This is a genomic window from Kitasatospora sp. NPDC101447 (assembly GCF_044767225.1).
In the GTDB taxonomy this organism is placed as follows: domain Bacteria; phylum Actinomycetota; class Actinomycetes; order Streptomycetales; family Streptomycetaceae; genus Kitasatospora.
In genome coordinates this window covers 83,074-99,862 of sequence record NZ_JBIWNL010000028.1, presented here as the reverse complement: position 1 = coordinate 99,862, position 16,789 = coordinate 83,074, and the positions used below count along the sequence as shown (strand labels likewise).

At 73.5% G+C, this 16,789-nt stretch carries 16 protein-coding genes and 1 tRNA gene; 6 read left to right on the top strand and 11 right to left on the bottom strand.

All coding sequences use genetic code 11. The annotated features are described in order from the left end of the window. Positions 1-5: 5 nt before the first annotated feature. Both ACIRST_RS30750 and ACIRST_RS30745 read left to right on the top strand, forming a co-directional pair. Positions 6-467: a YwqJ-related putative deaminase gene (locus ACIRST_RS30750; RefSeq protein ID WP_350526145.1), complete on the top strand. Its 462-nt coding sequence runs from the start codon at positions 6-8 to the stop codon at positions 465-467. 52 nt (positions 468-519) lie between these two features. Beyond that, entirely contained in the window at positions 520-1,101 is a 582-nt protein-coding gene (locus ACIRST_RS30745; RefSeq protein WP_402806137.1) for an SUKH-3 domain-containing protein, read from the top strand. A gap of 22 nt (positions 1,102-1,123) precedes the next feature. Here the strand turns inward: ACIRST_RS30745 and ACIRST_RS30740 are convergent, their stop codons facing one another. Next, the gene (locus tag ACIRST_RS30740) at positions 1,124-2,392 is read right to left on the bottom strand and encodes a histidine kinase (RefSeq protein ID WP_350526144.1); all 1,269 of its coding nucleotides are present in this window, start codon (positions 2,390-2,392) and stop codon (positions 1,124-1,126) included. 259 nt (positions 2,393-2,651) lie between these two features. On the opposite strand from ACIRST_RS30740, the gene ppc reads away from it, so the two are divergent. Continuing rightward, complete coding sequence (gene ppc, locus ACIRST_RS30735) at positions 2,652-5,450, top strand: phosphoenolpyruvate carboxylase (RefSeq protein WP_350526143.1); 2,799 nt, start codon at positions 2,652-2,654, stop codon at positions 5,448-5,450. A gap of 55 nt (positions 5,451-5,505) precedes the next feature. On the opposite strand, the gene ACIRST_RS30730 is transcribed toward ppc, so the two are convergent. The 8 genes from ACIRST_RS30730 to ACIRST_RS30695 form a co-directional block, all read right to left on the bottom strand. Next, the gene (locus tag ACIRST_RS30730; RefSeq protein WP_402806112.1) at positions 5,506-6,447 is read right to left on the bottom strand and encodes a hypothetical protein; all 942 of its coding nucleotides are present in this window, start codon (positions 6,445-6,447) and stop codon (positions 5,506-5,508) included. Further along, entirely contained in the window at positions 6,437-6,958 is a 522-nt protein-coding gene (locus ACIRST_RS30725) for a SigE family RNA polymerase sigma factor (protein WP_350526141.1), read from the bottom strand. Before ACIRST_RS30725 ends, ACIRST_RS30730 begins: the two co-directional genes overlap by 11 nt. A 104-nt stretch (positions 6,959-7,062) precedes the next feature. Beyond that, positions 7,063-7,377 carry a hypothetical protein gene (locus ACIRST_RS30720; protein WP_350526140.1) on the bottom strand — a complete coding sequence of 105 codons (315 nt, stop codon included), beginning with the start codon at positions 7,375-7,377 and terminating at the stop codon, positions 7,063-7,065. 136 nt (positions 7,378-7,513) lie between these two features. After that, positions 7,514-8,092, bottom strand: coding sequence for an aminoacyl-tRNA hydrolase (gene pth, locus ACIRST_RS30715; protein ID WP_350526163.1), 579 nt, complete (start codon positions 8,090-8,092; stop codon positions 7,514-7,516). A gap of 129 nt (positions 8,093-8,221) precedes the next feature. After that, on the bottom strand, positions 8,222-8,809 hold the full coding sequence (locus tag ACIRST_RS30710) for a 50S ribosomal protein L25/general stress protein Ctc (protein ID WP_350526139.1): 588 nt from the start codon (positions 8,807-8,809) through the stop codon (positions 8,222-8,224). 280 nt (positions 8,810-9,089) lie between these two features. Further along, entirely contained in the window at positions 9,090-10,067 is a 978-nt protein-coding gene (locus ACIRST_RS30705) for a ribose-phosphate diphosphokinase (protein WP_350526138.1), read from the bottom strand. A gap of 204 nt (positions 10,068-10,271) precedes the next feature. Further along, entirely contained in the window at positions 10,272-11,726 is a 1,455-nt protein-coding gene (glmU, locus tag ACIRST_RS30700; RefSeq protein ID WP_350526137.1) for a bifunctional UDP-N-acetylglucosamine diphosphorylase/glucosamine-1-phosphate N-acetyltransferase GlmU, read from the bottom strand. A 143-nt stretch (positions 11,727-11,869) separates the two neighbouring features. After that, positions 11,870-11,940 (bottom strand) — tRNA-Gln (locus ACIRST_RS30695). A 248-nt stretch (positions 11,941-12,188) separates the two neighbouring features. On the opposite strand from ACIRST_RS30695, the gene ACIRST_RS30690 reads away from it, so the two are divergent. Both ACIRST_RS30690 and ACIRST_RS30685 read left to right on the top strand, forming a co-directional pair. Then, complete coding sequence (locus tag ACIRST_RS30690; RefSeq protein WP_350526136.1) at positions 12,189-13,184, top strand: fatty acid desaturase; 996 nt, start codon at positions 12,189-12,191, stop codon at positions 13,182-13,184. Between the two features lie 179 nt (positions 13,185-13,363). Continuing rightward, positions 13,364-13,966 carry a TetR/AcrR family transcriptional regulator gene (locus tag ACIRST_RS30685; protein WP_350526162.1) on the top strand — a complete coding sequence of 201 codons (603 nt, stop codon included), beginning with the start codon at positions 13,364-13,366 and terminating at the stop codon, positions 13,964-13,966. 7 nt (positions 13,967-13,973) lie between these two features. Here the strand turns inward: ACIRST_RS30685 and ACIRST_RS30680 are convergent, their stop codons facing one another. Beyond that, a complete protein-coding gene (locus tag ACIRST_RS30680) occupies positions 13,974-14,831 on the bottom strand; it encodes a methyltransferase domain-containing protein (RefSeq protein WP_402806105.1) in 858 nt (285 codons plus the stop codon). 111 nt (positions 14,832-14,942) lie between these two features. On the opposite strand from ACIRST_RS30680, the gene ACIRST_RS30675 reads away from it, so the two are divergent. Beyond that, a complete protein-coding gene (locus tag ACIRST_RS30675) occupies positions 14,943-15,440 on the top strand; it encodes a MarR family transcriptional regulator (RefSeq protein ID WP_350526134.1) in 498 nt (165 codons plus the stop codon). A 12-nt stretch (positions 15,441-15,452) separates the two neighbouring features. On the opposite strand, the gene ACIRST_RS30670 is transcribed toward ACIRST_RS30675, so the two are convergent. Then, positions 15,453-16,460 (bottom strand): LuxR C-terminal-related transcriptional regulator, encoded by a 1,008-nt coding sequence (locus ACIRST_RS30670; protein WP_402806102.1) that lies wholly within the window; start codon positions 16,458-16,460, stop codon positions 15,453-15,455. Between the last annotated feature and the right edge of the window lie 329 nt (positions 16,461-16,789).

Sequence of the window (16,789 nt, the reverse complement as noted above, 5' to 3'; positions counted from 1 at the left end):
GACGGATGACCACCGGTGAGCCGGCGGACCCGCCCGTGCTGCGCCACCACCGCGACAGCCTGCTGCCCGCCGTCGCCGCCGCGCTGTCGCTCAAGGGCGGCGAGGTGCACACCCTGGCGGGCGGCAAGGACGACCGCCGCCCGGTCCTGCACCACCTGGTCACCGGCTTCCTGGACACCCTGCCGCTGGAGGCCCGCGAGCGGTTCACCGGCCGCTGTCCGGAGGCCGTCCTGCTCTCCCAGTACCTGGCCGCGGTCGACGGTCGGCGCTCCAAGCGCGCCGCCCGCAAGCCGATGAGCCTGAACGAGGCCCGCAAGGCGCTCAGGGGCTCCCGGATGACGACCCTGCGGATCCGCGAGGAGGGCGATCCGGCGCACGGCACCCACGCCCCGCCGTGCCGCTCCTGCGCGCCGATGCTGGAGCACTTCACCGTGCAGAGCGTCGCCGTCGGACCGACCGTGCGCTGACCGGTCGAGCGCCGGTCCGTCCGTCCCCCGTCCCCGAGCCCTGGAGGCCACCCTGAATCCGCCCAGCCCGCCCCCGCCGCCGCCGGCGACCCTCTCCGCCCCCGGCGGTGGAGCCCCCGGCGACTCCGCCACCGGCACCGTCGGACGGACCCGCCCGCGTTTCCCCGCCGACGTCGCCGCCGAGCTGAAGGCGGCCGGCTGGCACCCCGGCCGCTGGGAGATGGGGCAGGCCGAGGAGTGGGCCGACGCCCTGGTCGGGTACGGCGCGCCCAACGGCGTGGCGCACTCGGTCTTCCCGGCGGCGGTGGAGGCCTGGGCCGAGTTCGGCGGCCTCGCCTTCGACCTGTCCGGCCCGGGCCGCCAGCTGGCCCGCACCCCGTTCCTGGTCGACCCGCTGTGCGGCCTGCACCAGCCGCGCACCCTGCTGGACCTCGGCCGGGCGCTGGGCACCCAGGTCGCGCCGCTCGGCGAGGAGGCGTACGGGCAGGCGCTGCTCGCCGTCGACGAGGAGGGCCGGGTCTACAGCCTGGACCACACCGGCGAGTGGTTCCTCGGCCACGGCATCGACCAGGCGATCACCGCGTTGGTGCTGGGCACCTCCCCGGAACGGCTGCGCACCGCCGACGACCGCTGAGCAGGGCGGGAGCGGCGGCGGTTCACCGCAGCCGCTCGGCCCGCACCGCCAGCCGGGAGGGCAGTACCGCCTCGACGCGGAACCCTCCGTCCGCCTCCGGCCCGGACGAGAAGGTGCCGCCGAGCGCGATCACCCGTTCCCGCATCCCGACCAGTCCGTTGCCCCCGCTGGGCAGCTTGGCCGCCCCCCGCTCCCCGCCCGGGCAGGCGTTCACCACGCTCACCCGCACCCCGTTCGGCGCGTACGCCAGCAGGACGGACACCTGGGCGCCGCCCGCGTGCTTGTGCGCATTGGTCAGCCCTTCCTGGACGACCCGGTAGGCGGTCTGCTCGGCCTCGCCGGTGAACTCCTGGCGGCTGCCGCTGACCGTCAGCGTCACCGCCATCCCGGCCGCCCGGGACTGGTCGACCAGCCGCGGCAGCCCGGCCAGCGAGTCCGGCTCCGGCTGCCGCTCGTCGTCCATCCGCAGCACACCGAGGATCTCGCGCAGCTCGTTCAGCGCCTGCCGGCCCACCTCGCCCATCAGCTTGGCGCTCTGCGCGGCCTTCTCCGGGTCCTTGACGACGATCCGCTCCAGCGCCCCGGCGTGCACCACCATCAGCGAGACCCGGTGCGCCACCACGTCGTGCATCTCGCGGGCGATCCGGGTGCGCTCCTCCAGCCGGGCCCGGCGGGCACGCTCCTGCGCCTGTTCGGCCAGCAGGTCCAGCTCGGCCTCCAGGCCGTGCGCGCGGTCCTTGAGCGACTCGATCAGCCGCCGCCGCGCGCCCACGTACAGGCCCGTCACCACCGGGGGGACGGTCAGCCCGACCGCGACCAGCACCGCTATCAGGACCTGGCCCCACAGCGGCGGCGGCTCCGCGGCCGAGTCGCCGGGGGTCAGCATCGACACCATCATCACGGCGACCGCCTCGGCGAAGGCCAGCGCGGACAGCGCCACCACCCGCCAGCGCCGCGAGGGCCACTCCCAGGTCTCCGCCAGCGTGTACAGCGCCACGACCAGCAGCAGGACGCCGAGCATCCCCGGCATCGCGAGCAGGGTGACCAGCACCGGAACGGCCGGCCAGCGCCGGCGCAGCACCAGCGAGCCGCCGGCCAGCGAGCCCAGCACCGCGACGCCGATCACGCCGGCGGTCGACAGGTCGACCCGGGCGGAGAGGAAGGCGATCGTGCTGACCGAGCACTCCAGGGCGGCGAGCACGGCCAGCCCGATGTCCAGGAAGGCGCTGCGCGGCCGCTTCCACCACCAGAACGACCGGTCCTGTGCGCGCTCCCCCGGCGACAAGCTCATGCCCGACAGACTATGCGGCAATCCCCACCCCTCCCCACCGGGATTGTCCGGCACACCTTCCGAGTCCGCCAAGTGGTCCAGACCACCGCCGCTTTTCGGCAGCTCTGTCCGCCATCCGGCCACCTCGCGGACAGCGAACGCCCCGACACCTATGCTGGTCGCGTCGGACAGCGCGGTCCGCACGCGTCACAACCGCCACACGCGTGTGGACCTGTGACGATGAGCCGTTGCCGAACCCCACCACCACAGGGAGCCAGCCGTGACCGCTCCGGTCCCCGCCCCGGCGGACAGCCCCACGCCCGTCGTCGCCGACAACGCCGCCCTGCGTGCGGACATCCGCCGCCTCGGCGACCTGCTCGGCGAGACGCTGGTCCGCCAGGAGGGCCCCCAGCTGCTGGGCCTGGTCGAACAGGTCCGCCTGCTCAGCCGCACCGACGGCGAGGCCACCGCCGAACTCCTCTCCGACATCGACCTGGACACCGCCGCCAAGCTGGTCCGGGCGTTCTCCACCTACTTCCACCTCGCCAACGTCACCGAGCAGGTGCACCGCGGCCGGGAGTTCGCCACCCGCCGCGCCCGGGAGGGCTCGCTGCTCGCGCAGACCGCCGACCAGCTCGCCGAGGCCGACCCCAAGCACCTCGCGGACACCCTGGCCCACCTCGCGGTCCGCCCGGTCTTCACCGCGCACCCCACCGAGGCCGCCCGCCGCAGCGTCCTCAACAAGCTGCGCCGGATCGGCGAACTCCTCGACCGCATCCACCGCGAGGAGCTCGCCTCCGGCCTCGTCGCCGCCGACCCGGCCCGCACCAGCAGCGCCAAGCGCTCCGCCGACCGCCGCCTCGCCGAGGTCATCGACCTGCTCTGGCAGACCGACGAGCTGCGCATCGCCCGCCCCGAGCCCACCGACGAGGCCCGCAACGCCGTCTACTACCTGGACGAGCTCTACCGCGAGGCCGTCCCCGAGGTCCTGGAGGAGCTGCAGGAGGAGCTCGCCCGGGTCGGCCTCAACCTGCCCGACGGCGTCCGCCCGCTCACCTTCGGCACCTGGATCGGCGGCGACCGCGACGGCAACCCCAACGTCACCCCGCAGGTCACCTGGGACGTCCTCAACCTCCAGCACGAGTACGGCATCAAGGACGCCCTCGACGCCATCGACGACCTGCGCAACACCCTCTCCACCTCCGAGCGGCTGGCCGGGGCCTCGGTCGAACTGCTCGCCTCGCTCAACAACGACCTGCACCTGCTCCCCGAACTGAGCCCGCGCTACAAGCGGATGAACGCCGAGGAGCCCTACCGCCTCAAGGCCACCTGCATCCGGCTCAAGCTGGAGAACACCCGCGAGCGCCTGGCCGGCGGCACCCCGCACATCGACGGCCGCGACTACCGCGGCACCCGCGAACTCGTCGCCGACCTGCGGCTGATCCAGGACTCGCTGCGCGCCCACCGCGGCGAACTCATCGCCGACGGCCGCCTCGCCCGCGCCATCCGCACCATCGAGGCCTTCGGCCTCCAGCTCGCCACCATGGACGTGCGCGAGCACGCCGAGGCCCACCACCACGCCCTCGGCCAGCTCTTCGACCGCCTCGGCGAGGAGGCCTGGCGCTACGCCGACATGCCCCGCGAGTACCGGCAGAAGCTCCTCGCCAAGGAACTCCGCTCCCGCCGCCCGCTCGCCCCCACCCCGGCCCCGCTGGACGAGGCCGGCACCAAGACCCTCGGCGTCTTCAACACCATCCGCGAGGGCTTCGAGCGCTTCGGCGACGAGATCGTCGAGAGCTACATCATCTCGATGTGCCAGGGCGCCGACGACGTCTTCGCCGCCACCGTGCTGGCCCGCGAGGCCGGCCTGATCGACCTGCACGCCGGCGTCGCCAAGATCGGCATCGTGCCGCTGCTGGAGACCACCGACGAGCTCCAGCAGGCCGACCGCATCCTCGACGAGATGCTCTCCGACCCCTCCTACCGCCTGCTCGTCTCCCTGCGCGGCGACGTCCAGGAGGTCATGCTCGGCTACTCGGACTCCTCCAAGTTCGGCGGCATCACCACCTCCCAGTGGGAGATCCACCGCGCCCAGCGCCGACTGCGCGACGTCGCCCACCGCTACGGCATCCGGCTGCGCCTCTTCCACGGCCGCGGCGGCACCGTCGGCCGCGGCGGCGGCCCCTCGCACGAGGCCATCCTGGCCCAGCCCTGGGGCACCCTGGAGGGCGAGATCAAGGTCACCGAGCAGGGCGAGGTCATCTCCGACAAGTACCTGCTCCCCTCCCTCGCCCGGGAGAACCTGGAGCTCACCCTCTCCGCCACCCTGGCCGCCTCCGCGCTGCACACCGCCCCGCGCCAGGCCCCCGAGGAGCTGGCCCGCTGGGACGCCGCGATGGACCGGGTCTCCGAGGCCGCCCACACCGCCTACCGCGGCCTGGTCGAGCAGGAGGACCTGCCGAAGTACTTCTTCGCCTCCACCCCGGTCGACCAGCTCGCCTCGCTGCACCTGGGCTCCCGCCCGTCCCGCCGCCCCGACTCCGGCGCGGGCCTGGACGGCCTGCGGGCCATCCCGTGGGTCTTCGGCTGGACCCAGTCCCGCCAGATCGTCCCCGGCTGGTACGGCGTCGGCTCCGGCCTCGCCGCCGCCCGCGCGGCCGGCCTGGGCGACGTGCTGGACGAGATGTACGGCGAGTGGCACTTCTTCCGCAACTTCCTGTCCAACGTCGCGATGACGCTGGCCAAGACCGACCTGCGGATCGCCCGCCACTACGTCGAGCAGCTGGTGCCCGGCGAGCTGCGCCACGTCTTCGACCAGATCAAGGACGAGCACGCCCTCACCCTGCGCGAGGTGCTCCGGCTCACCGGCGAGAGCGAACTGCTGGAGCACAACCCGGTGCTGAAGCAGACCTTCGCCGTCCGCGACGCCTACCTCGACCCGATCTCCTACCTCCAGGTCGCGCTGCTGCGCCGCCAGCGCGAGGAGGTCTCGGCCGGCCGCCACGACGACCCGCTGCGCGCCCGCGCGCTGCTGCTCACCGTCAACGGCATCGCCGCCGGCCTGCGCAACACCGGCTGATCCGGGGAACGCGAAGGGGCCGACGGCGCGTGCCGTCGGCCCCTCCGCGTTCCGGTCAGCGCGGCCGCACCTCGATCACCTCCGACCCGTAGCGGGCCATGACGTCGGCCCTGACGGCCGCGAACTGCGGGGTGTGCACGAGCACCCCGGTGCCGTCCTCGGAGATCGTCACCCCGGAGACGGTCACCCCCCGCGCCGCCCAGTAGCCACCGTCGTCGACCGTGATCCGCCGCGCCAGCGCCAGGTAGTGCCGACGCGACCCCGGCACGTCCACGAAGTTGATCGTGACCCCGGGGTGGCTCACGGCGGCCGACACGACGGCGTCGAGGTCGGAACCCGGCACCCGCATGACGTACACCTGGTGGTCCAGGGTCCCGCAGACGCCGAACCAGTGGTCCGGGTACTTGTCGGCCCCCACCCTCCTGATCTCGGCGGCCACCCGGACCGGGTCGGAAGCGTCCGGCCCACTGCTCGTGCTCGCCCCCGAGGACGGCACGTACGGGGGCGTCGTCGACGACGCCGGCGGTGGCCCCGACGGCGGGCCGGACGGCCCGCCCGACGGCGGCCGCGAGGACGTCGTCCCCGAAGCCGTCACCTGTTCCCACGTGGGCAGCCGCAACGAGGCCGGCCCGCCCTGGCAGAGCAGCAGCGGCCCCTCGGTGTCCGGCGCCGACGAGGACGGCGACCCCGGTGACGCCTGCGGGACGGGCGGCCGGCTCCCCGTCCCCGGGGACGGGGACAACGACCCCCCGCCCACGACCTGGGCCGACCCCCGTACGGCCCCGGTCGTGCTCCCGCCCCAGTGCGCCAGCGCGCCCACTCCCAGGGCGAACACGGCCGCCCCCGCCACCGACCGCACCACCAGGCGCGACCGCGCCCGGCGCCGACCGGCCTCCCGCAGCTGGGGCAGCGGCGGGCTGCCGGCCACCGACCCCGCCCGCGCGCCGAGCCGGACGACCAGTTCCTCCTCGAACCCGTCCGGGTGTTCAGCCGCCATGCCCCACCATCTCCCTCGCCGGTGCCAGCTCCTGCCGGAGCGTCTTCATCGCCCGCGCCAGATGCGTCTTCGCCGTGGCCTCCGAGCAACCGAGCTCCTGCGCGACCCGCGCCACCGGCAGGTCGACGTAGTAGCGCAGCACCACCACCGCCCGCTGCCGGGGCGGCAGGGCCCGCAGCGCCGCCGCCAGCTGCTCGTCGTGCTCGGCCACCGTCGCCTCCGGGGAGTCCGGCAGCACGGGCGTGAGCACCTCCCGCCGGGTGCGCCGCCAGCGCGAGACGTGCGTGCGGACCATCGTCGTCCGGACGTACCCCTCGGCGGCCGCCACGTCCCGGATCGCCGTCCGCTTCGGGTACACCCGGGCCAACGCGTCGTGCAGCAGGTCCCGGGCGTCGTGGACGTCCCCGGTGATCAGGTACGCCCCCCGCAGGAGGGCCTGGTAGCGAGCCGCGACGAACTCGTCGAACGGATCGGCCCCCGAGCCCCCCGGGCGCAATGATTCGCGCTTCATACCCCCATGACGCCCGGCGCGCCGGAAACGGATGACACCCCCGGGAAAGTACGACGAAGGGCCGGTGCCCACCGTCGTGGACACCGGCCCCTGAGGACTCGTGACTACTCCGCGGGCTCGCCCGCGCGCCGGCGCTTCAACCACAGCGCCGCTCCACCGCCCGCCACCAGCAGGCCGCCGCCGACCGCCAACAGCCCCGCGTCGGGGCCCATCGACTCGCCGAGCACCGGCTGGGCGGCCGGCTCCGGGGCGATCAGCGGATCCGGCTCCGCCACCGGGTCGGCGTGCGCCAGCGCACCGCTCGACAGCAGTACTCCGGCCGCCCCCAGCGCACCGGCCGTACCGATCCGCCGTCCGAACTGCTTCAGCCGGACCACCCGGATCCGCCGCAGTGGGCGGACCGGACCCAATCCCCGCATCGAGAACTCCCCAGGACTCGTTCGCGTACCCGGGCCGACGCTATCCGATCCCGCACAGGCTTCTCACACGGATTCAGGTTTGACCGGTCAAGCGTTGTACGACTGTTGCGTACCCGCCACGCCTGTTGACGGACGTTCAGGAGTTGTACGTGCCCTGGGCCCGCTCCAGACCCTCGGACAGCAGCGCCTCCACCGCGTCCGCCGAGCGGTCCACGAACCACTCCAGTTCCTTGCGCTCGGTCGAGGAGAAGTCCTTCAGCACGAAGTCCGCGACCTCCATCCGGCCCGGCGGGCGGCCGATCCCGCAGCGCACCCGGTGGTACTCCGGGCCCAGCGACTTGGTGATCGACTTCAGCCCGTTGTGGCCGTTGTCCCCGCCGCCGAGCTTCAGCCGCAGTGCCGCGTAGTCGATGTCCAGCTCGTCGTGGACCGCGATCAGCGCGGCGGCCGGCACCTTGTAGAAGTCGCGCAGCGCCGTCACCGGCCCGCCGGAGAGGTTCATGAAGGACATCGGCTTGGCCAGCACGACCCGCTTGCCCGCCAGCCGCCCTTCGGCCACCTGCGCCCGGCTCTTGTGCGCCTTGAACCTGGCGCCCATCCGCTGCGCCAGCAGGTCCACCACCATGAACCCGATGTTGTGCCGGTTCCGGGCGTACTGCTCGCCCGGGTTGCCCAGCCCCACCACCAGCCAGGGGCCCTCGTACTCGTCCGCCATCGCGCCCTCACTCCTCGCCTTCACGCTCGACGCCATCATCCCCGGAGACACCGCGTCCCGGACACACCGCTGCCCCGGCCGCTCCAGCGGGAGCGACCGGGGCAGCGGTCAAAGCTTTCGGGGCGAGGCTCAGGCCTCGGCGCCCTCGGCCTCCTCGGTCTCCTCCTCGGCCGGGGCGGCCTGGGCGGCGATGACCTGCAGGACGACGGCGTCGGCGTCGACGGCCAGGGCGACACCGGCCGGCAGGACAATGTCCTTGGCGTGGATCGAGGCGCCGGCCTCCAGGCCCTCGACCGAGACGGTGACGGCCTCGGGCAGGTGGGTGGCCTCGGCCTCGATCGGCAGGGCCTGCAGGACGTGCTCCAGCAGGTTGCCGCCCGGGGCCAGCTCGCCCTCGGTGTGGACCGGAACCTCGACGTTGACCTTCTCGCCACGCTTGACCAGCAGCAGGTCGACGTGCTCGATGCTGCGCTTGATGGCCTCGCGCTGGACGGCCTTCGGCAGGACGTACTCGTCCTTGCCCTCGATCGGGACGACCAGCAGGGCGTTCGGGGTCTTCAGGGCCATCATCAGGTCGTGGCCGGGCAGGTTCAGGTGAACCGGGGCGTGGCCGTGGCCGTAGACGACACCGGGGACGAAGCCGGCGCGGCGGGCGCGACGGGCGGCACCCTTGCCGAACTCGGTACGGGTCTCAGCGGCAATACGGATCTCGGACACGACTGCACTCCTCGTGGAAAATGGCGCGGGGGTGCAGGCAACGCGAAAAACCGCCGGGACCACACCCTCAGTACGTTCGGGGGTCACTCGGCGGCAACGGCCTGCCGGCGGACGGGAATCCGGCACCGGCAGCGCGTCGATCACGGAGCGAGCGCCCGTCGAGCAGGCACACGGCATCCCTCGCCGAGCAGTTTCACGAGTCTAACCGCACCTACCGCCTCCCGCGAAATCGGCGGCGGCCCCGGCCCGCTGGGGACCGGGGCCGCCTGCGCGGGCTTCGTCAGTGCACGCCCTCGAAGAGGCTCGTGACCGAGCCCTCCTCGAACACCTCGCGGATCGCGGCGGCGATCGACGGGGCGATGGACAGCGTGGTGATCTTGTCCAGCTGGAGCTGCGCCGGGGTGGGCAGCGTGTTGGTGAACACGAACTCGCTGACCCGCGAGTTCTTCAGCCGGTCCGCGGCCGGGCCGGAGAGCACACCGTGGGTGGCCGCCACCAGGACGTCCGCGGCGCCGTTCTCGAACAGCGCGTCGGCCGCGGCGCAGATGGTGCCGGCGGTGTCGATCATGTCGTCGACCAGGACGCAGACCCGGTCCTTGACGTCACCGACGACGTCGGCCGACAGGATGGTGTTGGCCTGGGTGATGTCGCGGCGCTTGTGGATGATCGCCAGCGGGGCGTCCAGCCGGTCGCACCACTGGTCGGCCACCTTCACACGGCCGGCGTCCGGCGAGACGACGGTCAGCTTGGAGCGGTCGACCTTCTCGCCGATGTAGTCGGCCAGCAGCGGCAGCGCGAACAGGTGGTCCACCGGGCCGTCGAAGAAGCCCTGGATCTGCGCGGTGTGCAGGTCCACGGCCATCAGGCGGTCGGCACCGGCCTGGCGCAGCAGGTCGGCGACCAGCCGGGCCGAGATGGGCTCGCGGCCGAGGTGCTTCTTGTCCTGGCGGGCGTACCCGTAGAACGGCAGGATCGCGGTGATGCTCCGGGCGGAGGCCCGCTTCAGAGCATCGATCATGATCAACTGCTCCATGATCCACTGGTTGATGGGAGCCGTGTGGCTCTGCATCACGAAGCAGTCCGCGCCGCGGGCGGACTCCAGGAAACGGACGTAGATCTCGCCGTTGGCGAAGTCCAGGGCCTTGGTGGGGACCAACTCGGTCTCGAGCGCCGCGGCCACCTCCTTCGCCAGCTCCGGGTGGGCACGGCCGGAGAAGAGCTTCAGCTTCTTCTCACCCGACGTCGTGATCCCGCTCACTGCACCGTCTCCTCGCGTTTGCGGACGCTGAACCCGCGACCCGGTGCCGGGCAGGCGAGGCCCACGCGCGGTACGGGGTCGGGGAATTGTCGGTACGCCTGGACACGGGCGGTAAGCCCAGTGGCGCACGTATGTCCCCAAGGTTACGCGCCCGCGCAGAAACCGTCCGCCCCGGGACCGCCCCGCGGTCCCGGGCCCGCCGCGTCAGGCCTCCGCGGCCGCGTCCGTCGCGGCCTTCGCGGCCTGCGCCGACACGGTGCCGGGGCGCTTGCGCTCGACCCAGCCCTCGATGTTGCGCTGGTACGCGCGGTTCACGCCGAGCGCGCCCGGCGGGACGTCGCTGGTGATCACCGAACCGGCGCCGGTGTAGGCGCCGTCACCGATGGTCACCGGGGCGATGAACATGTTGTCCGAGCCGGTGCGGCAGTGCGCGCCGATGACGGTGCGGTGCTTGTTCACGCCGTCGTAGTTCACGGTGACCGAGGCCGCGCCGACGTTGGTGCCCTCACCGATCGTGGCGTCGCCGATGTACGAGAGGTGCGGGACCTTCGCACCCTCGCCCAGCTCGGAGTTCTTGATCTCGACGTAGGTGCCGACCTTCGCCTTGCGGGCCAGCTTCGCACCCGGCCGCAGGTAGGCGTACGGGCCCGCGACGGCCAGCTCGCCCACCTCGGCGCGGTCGGCCGTGGTGTTGCTCACACGGGCGCCGGCGCCGATCAGGGTGTCCTTCAGGGTGGAGTTCGGGCCGACCTCGCAGCCCTCGGCCAGGTGGGTGGCGCCCTGCAGCTGGGTGTTGGGCAGCACCACGGCGTCCGGCTCGTAGCTCACCTGGACGTCGAACCAGGTGGTCGCCGGGTCCACCACGGTGACGCCCGCGCGCATCGCCCGCTCCAGCAGGCGGTCGTTCAGCAGCCGGCGGGCCTGTGCCAGCTGGACCCGGTCGTTGATGCCCAGGATGTCCCGGTGGTCCTCGGCGACCACGGCGCCGACCCGGTGGCCCGCCTTGCGCAGGATCTCCAGGGTGTCGGTCAGGTACTCCTCGCCCTGCGAGTTGTCCGTGGTGAGCGCGGCCAGCGCCTCGACCAGCAGCTTGGCGTCGAAGGCGAAGACGCCCGAGTTGATCTCGGCGATGGTGCGCTGGGTGTCGGTGGCGTCCCGCTCCTCGACGATCGAGGCGACCGTGCCGTCCTCGTCGCGCAGGATCCGGCCGTAGCCGAAGGGCTCGGGGACGACGGCGGTCAGCACGGTGACGCCGTTCTGCTGGGCGGTGTGCGCGTCCGCCAGCCGGCGCAGGGTCGCCCCGGTCAGCAGCGGCGAGTCGCCGGCGGTGACGATCACCGTGCCGTCCAGGACCACGTCGTCCGCGGCCAGCGCCTCCAGCGCCGTCCGCACCGCGTGCCCGGTGCCGTTCTGCTCCTCCTGCACCGCGGTCCGCACGGCCGGGTAGTGCTCCACCAGGTGCCCCTGGACCTGCTCGCGCTGGTGGCCGACGACCACCACGAGCTGCTCCGGCGCCAGTTCCCCGGCCGCCGCCACCGCGTGCCCCACCAACGACCGTCCGCACACCTCGTGCAGCACCTTGGGCAGCTTGTTCGACTTCATCCGGGTCCCGCCTCCGGCGGCGAGCACGACAACGGCGGCAAGCGAATTGGCACCCATGCGGGGAGGCTCCTCGGTAGGTTCACAGAGAGGGCAGAGCGGACCCGGCCGGGACCCAGGCCGGTCGCCATATGCACAGTCCGCCGAGCAGCACCGACAATACCGGCGTGATGGGAGACGCCCGAACCGGAGGCGTGCAGAGGCTCCGCCGCTAGGATTCGAACCCAGACAAAGGCCTCCAAAGGGCCCTGTGCTGCCATTACACCACGGCGGACAGACGTGTCAGACCCTACCCGAGCGGACCCCGCCGTGGGTATCGACTTGCACCGATCCGAGGCCCGGATTCGAGCCCTCCGACCGAACTCCCCGGGCCCCGGGTTCATCCATCCAGTCGGGTGAATTCACTCAAGCGCCGCGCGGTGGAGTGTTCCCCTGGACACGGAGTGCAACCTACGATGCCGTAAGTTACGCCGACGTAGGCTCCGCTTCTCTCCCGTTCCGGGACGCCGCAAAGGGACGCCCATGACCATCCAGGCAGGCGAGGCGCGCGCGGGGACCACCGCGTCCCGCACTCCGACTCCCGAACCCGATCCCGACACCGCAGCCACGCAGCTGTCCGCCACCCGTGGCGGGGAGAAGCAGGGCGTGGCCGAGCGGCTCGCGCTCGGCCTGTTCATCCTCGTGCCGTTCACCGCGCTGCTGGCCGCCGTACCGGTGGCCTGGGGCTGGGGGCTGGGGTGGACGGACGTCGCGATCACCGTCTCCATGTACTTCCTCACCTGCCACGGCATCACCGTCGGCTACCACCGCTACTTCACCCACAGCGCGTTCAAGGCCGGCCGGCCGATGCGCCTGGCCCTGGCCATCGCCGGGAGCCTCGCCGTCGAGGGCCCGCTGGTGCGCTGGGTCGCCGACCACCGCAAGCACCACCGGTACAGCGACAAGGACGGGGACCCGCACTCGCCCTGGCGCTACGGGGAGAGCGTCCCGGCCCTGCTGAAGGGCCTGTGGTGGGCGCACATGGGCTGGATGTTCGACGAGGAGCAGACCCCGCAGCTCAAGTACGCCCCGGACCTCGTCCGCGACCCGGCCATAAGGCGGATCTCCCGGCTGTTCTGGCTCTGGACCACGATCTCGCTGCTGGTGCCCCCGCTGGTCGGCGGCCTGGTGACGCTGACCTGGACGGGCGCGCTGTCCGCCTTCTTCTGGGGTTCGCTGGTCCGGGTGGCGCTGCTGCACCACGTCACCTGGTCGATCAACTCGATCTGCCACGCCGTCGGCCGGCGCCCGTTCCGCTCCCGGGACCGCTCCGGCAACGTCTGGTGGCTCGCGGTGCTCTCCTGCGGCGAGTCCTGGCACAACCTGCACCACGCCGATCCGACCGCGGCCCGGCACGGGGTGCTCCGCGGGCAGATCGACTCCTCGGCCCGGCTGATCCGCTGGTTCGAGCTGGCCGGCTGGGTCCGGGACGTCCGCTGGCCGGACGCACAGCGGATCGCCGCCCGCCGCACCGCATGAGGCGGCGCTTCCAGCATGATGTAGGGGTGAACGGGAGCAGCGCAGACACCACAGGCGGTCACCACGGCACGCGGACGGACGCGGCGCCCGCCCGTCCGCGGGCCGCTGCACCGGCGGGCGGGCCGGCCGACGGGGCCGACGCCCCGGCCGCCCCGCGCCGCCGGGGCGGCCGGGTCCGGATGACCGGCAAGCAACGGCGCGAGCAGCTGCTGGAGATCGGCCGGACGGTCTTCGCCGAGCGCGGCTACGACGGCACCTCGGTGGAGGAGATCGCCGAACGCGCCGGGGTGTCGAAGCCCGTCGTGTACGAGCACTTCGGCGGCAAGGAGGGCCTGTACGCGGTGGTGGTGGACCGCGAGATGCAGCTGCTGCTCGACATGGTGACCGGGGCGCTGACCGGCGGGCACTCGCGCGAGCTGCTGGAACAGGCCGCCTTCGCGCTGATGGACTACATCGACACCTCGACGGACGGCTTCCGGATCCTGGTCCGGGACTCCCCGGTGGCCCAGTCGACCGGCACCTTCGCCTCGCTGATCAGCGACATCGCCACCCAGGTGGAGGACATCCTGGGCCTGGAGTTCAAGTCGCGCGGCTTCGACGCGCGGCTGGCCCCGATGTACTCGCAGATGCTGGTCGGCATGGTCGCGCTGACCGGCCAGTGGTGGCTGGAGGTCCGCAAGCCGGACAAGGCGACGGTGGCGGCGCACCTGGTGAACCTCGCCTGGCACGGCCTGGAGGGCCTGGAGCGGCACCCGAAGCTGGTCGGCGACCGCAAGGGCTGAGCCCCGGCTACCGCTTGACCCCCACCGCGAAGATCCGCCGGAACGGGAAGACCGTCCCGGACGGCCCGGCCGGGTAGGCCTCGCGCAGCAGCCGCCCGTACTCGGCGAGGAAGGCGGCCCGGTCGGCCGGATCGCTGAGCCGGGTCAGGACGGGGCGCAGCGCGGTGCCCTTGACCCACTCCAGGACCGGGTCCGGCCCCGGCAGGGCGGTGAGGTAGGTGGTCTCCCAGACGTCCGGGTCGCAGCCGGCGGCGGCGAGGGCTTCGAGGTAGCGCGCGGGCGGGTGGACCCCGGCCCGGACGGCGTCCTCGCCGAGCAGGGCGCGCCAGCGGGTGCTGCGGCGCAGGTCGGCGAGCAGGGTGTGGCTGGGGGCGTCGAAGTTGCCGGGGACCTGGAACGCGACGACGCCGCCCGGGCGCAGGGCGGCGGCCCAGCGCGGGACGATGTCGAGGTGGCCGTCCGCCCGTCCCTCCTCGCCCGCCTTCGGCGAGGAGGGTCCCTGTCGGGGCCGGCGATCACTCCGGTTCATCCACTGGAGGGCGGCGTTGGAGACGACGAGGTCGGGCCGGGCCGGGGCCGGGTCGTAGTCGCGGGCGTCGGCGAGCAGGTAGTCGGCGTCGGGCTCGCCCTCGGCACGGGCGGTGGCGAGCATCGGTGCGGAGTTGTCGACGCCGGTGATGCGGGCGTGCGGCCAGCGTTCGCGCAGGACGGCGGTGGAGTTGCCGGGGCCGCAGCCGATGTCGAGGACGGTCTCCTCGCCGGGGTGCGGAAGGGTGGGGACGCGGGCGAGCAGATCGCGCAGCGGGCGGGTGCGTTCGTCGGCGAAGCGCAGGTACTGCGCAGGGTCCCAGGCGGTGGTGCTCATGGTTCACCTCACAGGTATCTCGACATCAAGATATCTCGGTGAAGCCTCGTCGGCACATTTCTCGATGTCAAGAGACTTCACATCGACACATCCACCGATACACTGATCGTCATGGAGGACGAGGTCGACAGGCTGGTCGCAGCATGGCGCCGGGAGCGCCCCGACCTCGACGTGGAGCCGCTGGAGGTGCTCAGCCGGGTCAGCCGGCTCGCCCGGCATCTGGACCGCGCCCGCCGCACCGCCTTCGCCGAGCACGGCCTGGAGCCCTGGGAGTTCGACGTCCTGACCGCCCTGCGGCGGGCCGGCACCCCGTACCAGCTCTCCCCCGGCCAGCTGCTCACCCAGACCCTCGTCACCTCCGGCACCATGACCAACCGGATCGACCGGCTCACCGGCAAGGGCCTGGTCAAGCGGCTGCCCGACCCGGACGACCGGCGCGGCGTCCTGGTGCGGCTCACCGACGACGGCCGCGACCGCGCCGACCAGGCACTCGCCGGGCTGCTCGCGCACGAACGCGAACTCCTCGCCCAGCTCACCTCCGGCCAGCAGACCGAACTCGCCGCACTGCTGCGGCTGCTGATCGCCCCGTTCGACAATATCCCGGGCTGAGCCGCGACCGGCCTACGCCCGCTCGACGGTCGCCGCCACGGACGGCGGCGGTACGGCCGGTGGCGGCACGGCCGGCTCGGCGGGGCTGACCCCGGCCCGGCGGGCGACCGCGACGGCGGCCAGCGTGGAATGCACCCCGAGCTTGCCGAGCACGTTCTGCATGTGCGTCCGGACGGTGTGCGGCGACAGGTAGAGCCGTTCCGCGACGGCCTGCCGCCCCAGGCCGGCGACCATGCAGCGCAGGATCTGCTTCTCCCGCGGGGTGAGGGTGTCCACCAGGCGCTCGCTCTCGGTGCGGTCCCGCCGCGCGGTGGTCAGTTCGCGGATCACCCCGGTGAGCAGCGCGGGCGGCAGGTGCGTCTCGTCCCGCAGCACGCCCCGGACCACCGCGAGCAGCCGGGCCAGTGAACTCTCCTTGGCCACCCAGCCGGTGGCGCCCGCGTGCAGGGCACGGGCGGCGCGGTGCGGGTCGTCCGCGGTGGCCAGCACGACGGCGCGCAGACCGGGGTGGGCGCGGCGGAGGCGGGCGAGCAGGATGATGCCGTCGGGCGGCGGGGCGCCGGGTCTGAGCTGGTCCCCCCGGAGCGGGTCGGCCGCCGACCGGGCCCCGCCGGGCGGCGCGCCCGTCACCGTGGCGGACGACAGCGGGGAGGGCGCCCCGGGTGGTACGGCCGGCCGCCGCGGCGGCGGTACGGGCGGGGCCGCCCGGCGCCGGGCCTCCTCGGCGGGGTCCGTACCGGGCCGTCTGCGGGCCGTCGGCGGAGCCGCCCCGGGCGGCCCGACCGCTCCGGCCCCACCGACCGCTCCGGCACCTGCGCCCCCGCCGGCCCCGAGATCGGCGTCGATCAGCGCCACGTCGTAGGCCCGGCCCTCGGCGGCGGCGCGCTCCAGCGCCCGCTCGGCGGCGGCCGCACTGCCGGCCGCGCCCACCTCCACGTCGGGCTCGGCGGCGAGCGCCGCGGCCAGTGCTTCGGCGAAGATCCGGTGGTCGTCGACCACCAGGACGCGAATCCGCCCCATCGTCCCTCCCCCTGCTCAGACCGCCCGAGCCCGGGAGCGGGGACCGGCCCGGCGTCCGCGTTCCGGACCCGCCGTTCCGCCCGCCCACCGGTGGCCGGTGAGATCGAAAGGGCGCCGGCCCCCACCGGTACCGCACTCAGCGTACGGGGTCGGGAAACGCCCTCGTGGCGATTTGGTGAAGTTTCGTCAGAAGGTGCGTGAGCGTCCGGACTTGCTTCCCGGGCCGTGCCGCGCCACCGTCGCGGGGGGGGGGGGGGGGGGGGGGGGGGGGGGGGGGGGGGGGGGCCGGGGCGGGGGGGGGGGGCGGGGGGGGGGGGGGGGGTTGGGCT